Origin of the sequence: Hallerella sp., from assembly GCF_022776125.1 — a bacterium.
In the GTDB taxonomy this organism is placed as follows: domain Bacteria; phylum Fibrobacterota; class Fibrobacteria; order Fibrobacterales; family Fibrobacteraceae; genus Hallerella; species Hallerella succinigenes.
Genome location: NZ_JALFIA010000005.1, coordinates 1 through 6,996 on the forward strand (window position 1 = coordinate 1; position 6,996 = coordinate 6,996).

Genomic DNA, 6,996 nt, shown 5'->3' on the forward strand with positions numbered 1-6,996 from the left:
ACCAGCTTGCCCAAAAATCGATGAGCACCGGGACCTTGGACTGCATAACTTCTGCTTCAAAGTTTTCTTTTGTGATCGTCAGTTCAGACATGTTTTACCTCTTTATGTGGATTGTTCTTACACCTATATATTACATAAAGAAGTTCTAGGCAACTGTGACTAGGTCACAATAGGCCGTGTCATAGCTTTACAATGGTCTTAATCACTTGTTTACAACCACAATCATCTACAAGAATACACTCCAATTCACCATCATATGTTTGCGCCGACACTGATTTTAAACATCTAATAATAAAACTAGACACATTATAGACGGGGATTAGTATAGAAACTTTGTAATTCGTCAGAGTCAAGATTTATTTAATACTTTAGAATCTAGCTTGCCATAAGCCAACACAAATACAGACGTAACAACAATTGAAGAAAGAACCAGTAACCAATAGTTTTCTACATAACAGTTGCAAATAAATATAGCGGGTTAACTAAAAGATTTTCCCCTAGAGAGGTATATTCCACGTTTGTATAACGATTAAAAGCATGATGAAAAAAATCATCAGCATACAAATCCCGCGCAGAGGATATGTATCCGCTTTGTCTAATAATTTGTTGCCAACTATCACGGAATCAGCCCCACCCACTTTGCAAAAGTTTCGCAGGCATGTCCTTTTTCCGCAGCAACCAAATCTCCAGCCTTGGGGCCCTTCACAGCCAACATCGCCGCATCATCCATGGCCAAAGTCTGAATAAATTCATCTTCCGAAAAAGCAACTGGGCCGGCCGCATATTCATGGACATCATGATAATCCGTCCGTTCTGTCGATGTGTATTCCTTGTAATCGTACACATAGTGAATCACGGGTCTATCCATCGTTTCAAAATCGCACAGGCAAGACGAATAATCCGTAATCAGGCAATCACTGGATAGCAACAATTCCTGAGTATCGATATCCGTCAAAGCGTTATCCGACGACATCATGTAAATGGAGCCGTTCCATCCGCCCTGAATATTGTTCTTTTGCAAAACCTGCGGATGCTGCTTTTCTATCAAAATGGCATTTTTCTTTTCAAGAATCGCGTTGATTTCGCCGGTCCTCTTAGACGTCATAAACGAGTAATTCACCCCAATTCCCTTGCGCCATGTCGGCATATAAAGGATCCAGCGTTTATCCGTGGGAAGCCCCAGCATCGACGCGATGTTTGCCTTGACACGACGGATTTCGTCTGGATTGTCTTTATTTTGAATCAAGTAATCGATTCTCGCAGTCCCCGCAGCAATGGACATTTCGGGCTTGAACTGCCAAGGAACTTCATAAGGCATCAAAAAACGCATTTCTTCAAACGAGAACGAAGCCCACGACCACAACGGAGCGGCAATGCTAAAATCCTTCGATAAAAAATACTGTGCAAATCTCTTGAAAGGATTCTTGGAAAGCTCTGCGTGATAGTCTCGGTTACAGACACCCTTGTATGCAGTACCATGCCAAAAAGTCAGCTGCTTAATGCGGCCGTAAGTCGGGAACCGATTTGTCACATCGCATTCCGCGCCTAAATTGGTAACCATCCATTTTGCAGTCAACAAATGCCAACGCGCTTTCAGGCTGCCTTTTTTTACAAAGGTCACTCCAGGAAAAGCTTCTACCTTGGAACGGATGCACTCATTCCCAAACCAATAACATTCAAATCCCTGATTCAAGGAAAGGATATATTTCAAAAAATATTTGGGGTTATCGGAAAATTGATTTCCCCACCAAGCGCCAAAAAGAATCTTTTTCGGATTTCGGGGCATCAGAGCCACAGCGGGATACCACAACATAAACTTGACAACCCGCTTCATGGTATAAAGCGCGTTCGCGACCGACTTTAAAAAACTTTTCACCTGACTCATAAGAAAGCTTACCGGAACACCTTTTTTAAAAAGGGAAACTTATTTTCAAATATTTTAAGAAAGTACTGAAACGACTCGTCTTTCCGCAAAAATAGATAATACAAGCCCGTCGCAGAAATACACCCCACGGCTAGGCTTACAAAATACGCGGCGTTTTCTGGAATAGACAACCATTCCGTCAAAGGAACATTCGCAAGGCCAAATGCAGGCAAGCACGCGAAAACCGCGATCAACAAATACTTGGAAAAATCCTTCACTTGTGCAAAATAGCCAAGATTAAAGAACTTGCCCGTATAATACGTATTTACAATGACCGCAAATTGAGTATAAATAATCTTCGACACACAAATGCCGACAACCCCAAACGGAATCGCCGCAAAGAGAATCGCCATGGAAACAGTCTTCTTGATAATTTCAAGGCGCAAATAAAGATCCGACCGACCCTTCACCTGAAGCAGAACCAGATTCACAGAACAGATGGGATCAAAGACTACCGCGAGCGCGATAATTTGCAAATAAAGAATCGAATCCGCCCAGCGGTTTGTGAGCAAAAGCAGAATCAGCGGCTTTGCAATCGCTGCCAATAAAATACACCCAAATGAAACAGGAATTGAAAGTGCCCGGACATACTTCCTATACGCATTGATCAAGCGAGTATCGTCATTTTGCAAATTGACAAAAATTGGGAAAGCCACTTTACCCAAAACGCTGTTCATTGTGTCCACAGGCAAATGGGCAAACTGGGCGCCTCGATTGTAAAAACCGATGTCCTTTGCCGAAAAAAAGCGGCCGATTACCAGTGTATTCATTTGCATGTAAATCGTATGCAAAAGACTCGACGCTAAAAGTTTGCTGCCAAACGAGCCCAGTTCCTTAAATGACTTCCAAGAAAAAACAAGGGAAGGACGCCACCTGCAGTAGATATAAATGAAAACCAGATTGATGACATGCTGCAAGATTGTCTGATAGACCAAGGCCCAAACGCCAAAGCCGTTATAAGCCATGATAATTCCGCAAATACCAGACAAGAGAGTCGCCAGAATGGAGCGAATGGCAAGGGCCTTAAAATTGAGTTCAATCGTCAGCTTGGATACATGAATTTGCATCAGCGCACTGATGATCAAAGTGATACTCTGTACCCGGACAATGGATGTTAATATAGGAACCTTAAAAAATTCCGCAATCCAAGGTGCGATCAAGAAAAGAATGCCATAACAAACGCAAGCGACGATGATGTTAAAATAAAAGACTGTCGAAAAATCGGTTTCCGTGCGATCCAGCTTTCGGATTAGAGCTCGACCAAAACCGCTGTCCACAAAAGTCGTCGAGATGGCAATAAAAATCGAAATCAACCCAACAGTACCGTAGTCAGACGGCAATAGCAAGCGGGCCATAATCAACCCGAGAACGAACCGCATTCCCTGCAATCCAAATTTCTCGATGGCGGACCATTTAACCGACGAGACTGTTTTTTGAGTTAAGTTTTTTTCTGGCATTTTAGCGAATGAATTCCAAAGCTTTTTTTATGGACTTGAGATGATTCTCTTCCAGTTCCTTTCTCAGGTCTGCCTCATAGCCTTCTTTTTCGGCAGTCAAGAATCGTTGTACAGCCATCGAGCCATCCAGATTGTCTAACAGGATCGTCCTCTCCGGATGATGAATGTTTTGGAACCAAAAGCCCACCTTTTCCACCCAATTATAAGCCACAGCCGGAACATCAAAAGAGTAAGCCGTAATGCATCCATGCATGCGGGCCGTAATGATTCCTCTATAAGAAGCGATCATCGACATGAATTCGTCTGTATCATGGGGAATACGGACCTCAAATTTTCGCTTAAAATGCTCTTCTAAATCGGGAATTAAATCTGTATCTGTTTCCAAACCATTTGTGAAAAATTCCCAGCGAATATTCCGGCGTTCTAATTCTTCAACAACATCGATATAATACTTGCGAAGATCCGCTACCGTGATTTTTTCACGATACTTTTTCATAAAGTTTTTCCAAAGCAGACCGACTCCCACAACGCCTTCTTTTTGGACCTTCACATCAAACAATTTAGAACAGAATATCACAGGATCAATCACTTTAGTCACATAGACCGAAGTGTCGCCTTTTAAATACTTTTCCTTCAGAGTATCAACATCGTCCCGTGTCGAAATAAAGCGCAAGCCGCCAACCCGCATGTATTTACTGAGCAGTTGGCACTTAGGATCCTTCTCATCAAAGCCCTCAACGCCAATCGCATTAATCAGCATCGGGATATTCAATTTTTTGCAAGCTAAAAGTGATGCGGAAATAGTTATCCAATAATCATGGAATTTATAATGAATAACTCCACCGCCCACAAGAAGAACGCCATCGCATCCTTTAAAATGTTGCGCCATGCAATATGCGAGGATTTTTATTTGAACATTATATAAAAATTTTGAGTTAAACCGAACGGCTAATCGTTTAACCTTATAAAACAATTTTTTCGCGACATGAATTGCAAATTTCCTCGGGAGACCTTCAAAGAAAAAGCGGAAATTCACATCTTTCCATTCTATTTTTTCTTCGCTACAACGCGTATAAAGTTCTTTTACCGTCCTATGAATTAACGGATCTCCCTGATTCGGGTCTGTAAATAGTCCCATTACAACAATTTTTTTCATCCTTGCAACGCCTCTATCGTCGACTTCATCTTGTCGAGCATGCTTCCGTTACACGTCCAACCCAGGGAGCGAAGCTTTTCTGTGGAATACAGGGATTTCGTCACAATGTTAAAGCCCTGCTTTTCCGCTTCGTCCGGCAAATCGATTACCACTTTTCGGTTTCCAATGCCAGCGACCATCTCCGCCAGTTCCTTAATAGTTATATTCGAACTTTCGTCGGCGATGTTGTACGCTTCCCCATTTTCGCCTTTCAGCAAAATAAAGAGCAAAGCCGTTGCACAATCCACCGCATAGCACCAAGACCGGTATTGCGAGCCCGTACTCTTCATCACAATGTCTTCCTTGCGAAGAACATTTCGAATGAACTGGGCATACACCCGCTTATCGGAGTCGGTAAAATGGGGGCCATATACATGGCACGGCCTTGCAATACTCACATCTATCGAGAACTGGTGGCCGTAGGCAATGCAAAGAGATTCTGTCGCCCGTTTTGCAGACGGATAACAGGCACGAAGGGTCGCGCAATTCACATAGCCGCTATAGTCTTCTGAAAAGACACGTCCATCCCCTTCGCCATATATTTCGCCAGAAGAGATGTAGAGAAATTTTTCCAGGCCATTTTTAGCCCCGTACGACAGCAAGTTGTCGACCCCCCAAAGGTTCGACTTGATTACGGAAACCGGGTCCGTGGAATACAGCTGCGGCGAAGCCACGCCTGCACCGGCAATCATATAGTGAAAGCAAACATCGCTTTCCAAAGGTTCCCTCACGTCATAACGGACAAAATGGAAATGGGGATTCCTCGCGTATTTAGAAAAGACCGCCGCCACTTTGGACTCATTACGCCCAGACGCATAAACATGAAAATCTAAAGGCGCATGAGACATTAAGACATCGATTAAGGTGGAACCGATCATGCCGGTAGCGCCCGTAATCAAAATGTTCTTGCCGCTCAACTTTTCCCAGGGGAGCAGGCTTTCCGCAGCCCTTTTTACGTCATCCGCGTAAGGCATGCTACTTCATCCAAGGTTCAGGTTCGCTATGGATCATCGCCTTGAAAATTTCGACATCCTGCGGGCGAGTCAGCTTTAACCCGTTCTTTTCAGAACCTTCGACCAGGTGCTGATCCTTGACGCCCGTAGCGGCAATCAGCGTACAGGAGGCGACCGTATTGACAATCCCCTGTTTTTTAGCGTCTTCGTGCGCCTTCAACAAGGATTTCAGCCGGTAGGTATGCGGCGTTTGCGTGCGAACCAAGCGTTCCCGAGGGATCTCGATTTCATGGACGTTCCCATCCACCAATTCCATGATCGCTTCCTTGCAAGTAAGCCCGGTAACAGCATACCCAAATTCTTTGCAGGTGGCAATATTATTCGCAATGATCTCGTTCGACACAAGAGGCCGCACTCCATCATGCACAAGGATAATATCGTCATCGTCACATCCGTTGGACTTCAACCCGCTGATGCCGTTGAAGATAGACTCTTGATTCGAATCGCCGCCCGGAAAAATCCACTTCAACTTGGTAATGTTGAACTGGTTCGCGTACGCCTGCATGATCGGTTCCCATCCAGGGATGCAGACCACCGCGATAGCATCAATATCTTTACTGTATTGAAATGCCTGCATCGTATAGATGATCACAGGCTGATTATCAATGCACATGAACTGTTTCGGGATGTCCTGTCCCATTCGGTTGCCGGTTCCACCCGCTGTCAAAAGAGCTATGTTCATAATAAAGACCTTTTTTTACGCTATGCTAGTAAAGATAGCATTTTAGGAACTGACATTGCGAGGAACGTTCAGAATGTCATTGCGAGGAACGAAGTGACGAAGCAATCTCTACGCAAGCGCGGCGTTGTCGAGGAGGGCGTTGATGTAGGTTTGGTACGGAATGCCGGCGGCAGAAGCCTTGCGCTTGATCGCATCGACCGTCTTGACTTTGAGACGGATTGAGTACATCTTTTTTTCTTCCTTGGATTCCGCAATGGCACGCTTGATTCGCGAAAGCGATTCTTCCAAAGTTTCGGATTCATGACCGCCCGAGATTGTCATGGGAGATCTAACATGCGTATCATTTTCCAGGGCTTCGATTTCGCTTGGGGAATAAATATCCTTTACCAGCTTGAAGCCTTTGGGATGCTTACGTTTTTGCGATTTACGTTTTGGAGCCATGCGTCTATTTTAGGAAATGTATTGATGTATGTCAATACAAAGATATATGTCAGCTACCCATTTTTGTAAGCTTCCCCATAATTAGGACTGTTCACTTTAAACCAGTCCTAAAAATGGGTAGCTTACAGAATTAGATCATGGCAAGAATCTGAGCCTTAGGCTGCACACCGACAGAGCTGTTCGTGACCTTGCCGTCCTTGATCACGACCAGAGTCGGAATGCTCGATACGCGGAACTGGGCGGCGAGTTCTTCCTGTTCGTCCACGTTCACCTTGCCAACCTTG

General features: G+C 44.3%; 9 protein-coding genes. All 9 read right to left on the reverse strand.

Going from position 1 to position 6,996, the window contains the following annotated elements; translation table 11 throughout:
* A partial coding sequence (locus MR847_RS00485; protein WP_287722577.1) for a thioredoxin family protein occupies positions 1-91 on the reverse strand: 91 nt, incomplete at its 3' end.
* A gap of 88 nt (positions 92-179) precedes the next feature.
* Entirely contained in the window at positions 180-353 is a 174-nt protein-coding gene (locus tag MR847_RS10985; protein ID WP_353846815.1) for a glycosyltransferase, read from the reverse strand.
* A 263-nt stretch (positions 354-616) separates the two neighbouring features.
* Entirely contained in the window at positions 617-1,885 is a 1,269-nt protein-coding gene (locus tag MR847_RS00490; protein ID WP_353846816.1) for a CDP-glycerol glycerophosphotransferase family protein, read from the reverse strand.
* 8 nt (positions 1,886-1,893) lie between these two features.
* Positions 1,894-3,381, reverse strand: a complete 1,488-nt coding sequence (locus tag MR847_RS00495) for a lipopolysaccharide biosynthesis protein (RefSeq protein WP_100426418.1) — start codon at positions 3,379-3,381, stop codon at positions 1,894-1,896.
* Between the two features lies 1 nt (position 3,382).
* Positions 3,383-4,537 (reverse strand): polysaccharide pyruvyl transferase family protein, encoded by a 1,155-nt coding sequence (locus MR847_RS00500; RefSeq protein WP_287722580.1) that lies wholly within the window; start codon positions 4,535-4,537, stop codon positions 3,383-3,385.
* Positions 4,534-5,550 carry an NAD-dependent epimerase/dehydratase family protein gene (locus MR847_RS00505; protein WP_100426416.1) on the reverse strand — a complete coding sequence of 339 codons (1,017 nt, stop codon included), beginning with the start codon at positions 5,548-5,550 and terminating at the stop codon, positions 4,534-4,536. The genes MR847_RS00500 and MR847_RS00505 overlap by 4 nt, the downstream gene beginning before the upstream one ends.
* Before the next feature lies 1 nt (position 5,551).
* Positions 5,552-6,271, reverse strand: coding sequence for an IspD/TarI family cytidylyltransferase (locus tag MR847_RS00510; protein ID WP_100426415.1), 720 nt, complete (start codon positions 6,269-6,271; stop codon positions 5,552-5,554).
* Between the two features lie 108 nt (positions 6,272-6,379).
* Positions 6,380-6,712: a CopG family antitoxin gene (locus MR847_RS00515; protein ID WP_106520381.1), complete on the reverse strand. Its 333-nt coding sequence runs from the start codon at positions 6,710-6,712 to the stop codon at positions 6,380-6,382.
* A gap of 130 nt (positions 6,713-6,842) precedes the next feature.
* Entirely contained in the window at positions 6,843-6,983 is a 141-nt protein-coding gene (locus tag MR847_RS00520; protein WP_287722584.1) for a thioredoxin family protein, read from the reverse strand.
* Positions 6,984-6,996 lie beyond the last annotated feature (13 nt).

Bases quoted from the DNA above. Each gene is read 5' to 3' on its own strand.
- MR847_RS00490 (WP_353846816.1), bottom strand. From the start codon at position 1,885: ATGAGTCAGGTGAAAAGTTTTTTAAAGTCGGTCGCGAACGCGCTTTAT.
- MR847_RS00495 (WP_100426418.1), bottom strand. From the start codon at position 3,381: ATGCCAGAAAAAAACTTAACTCAAAAAACAGTCTCGTCGGTTAAATGG.
- MR847_RS00500 (WP_287722580.1), bottom strand. From the start codon at position 4,537: ATGAAAAAAATTGTTGTAATGGGACTATTTACAGACCCGAATCAGGGA.
- MR847_RS00505 (WP_100426416.1), bottom strand. From the start codon at position 5,550: ATGCCTTACGCGGATGACGTAAAAAGGGCTGCGGAAAGCCTGCTCCCC.
- MR847_RS00510 (WP_100426415.1), bottom strand. From the start codon at position 6,271: ATGAACATAGCTCTTTTGACAGCGGGTGGAACCGGCAACCGAATGGGA.
- MR847_RS00515 (WP_106520381.1), bottom strand. From the start codon at position 6,712: ATGGCTCCAAAACGTAAATCGCAAAAACGTAAGCATCCCAAAGGCTTC.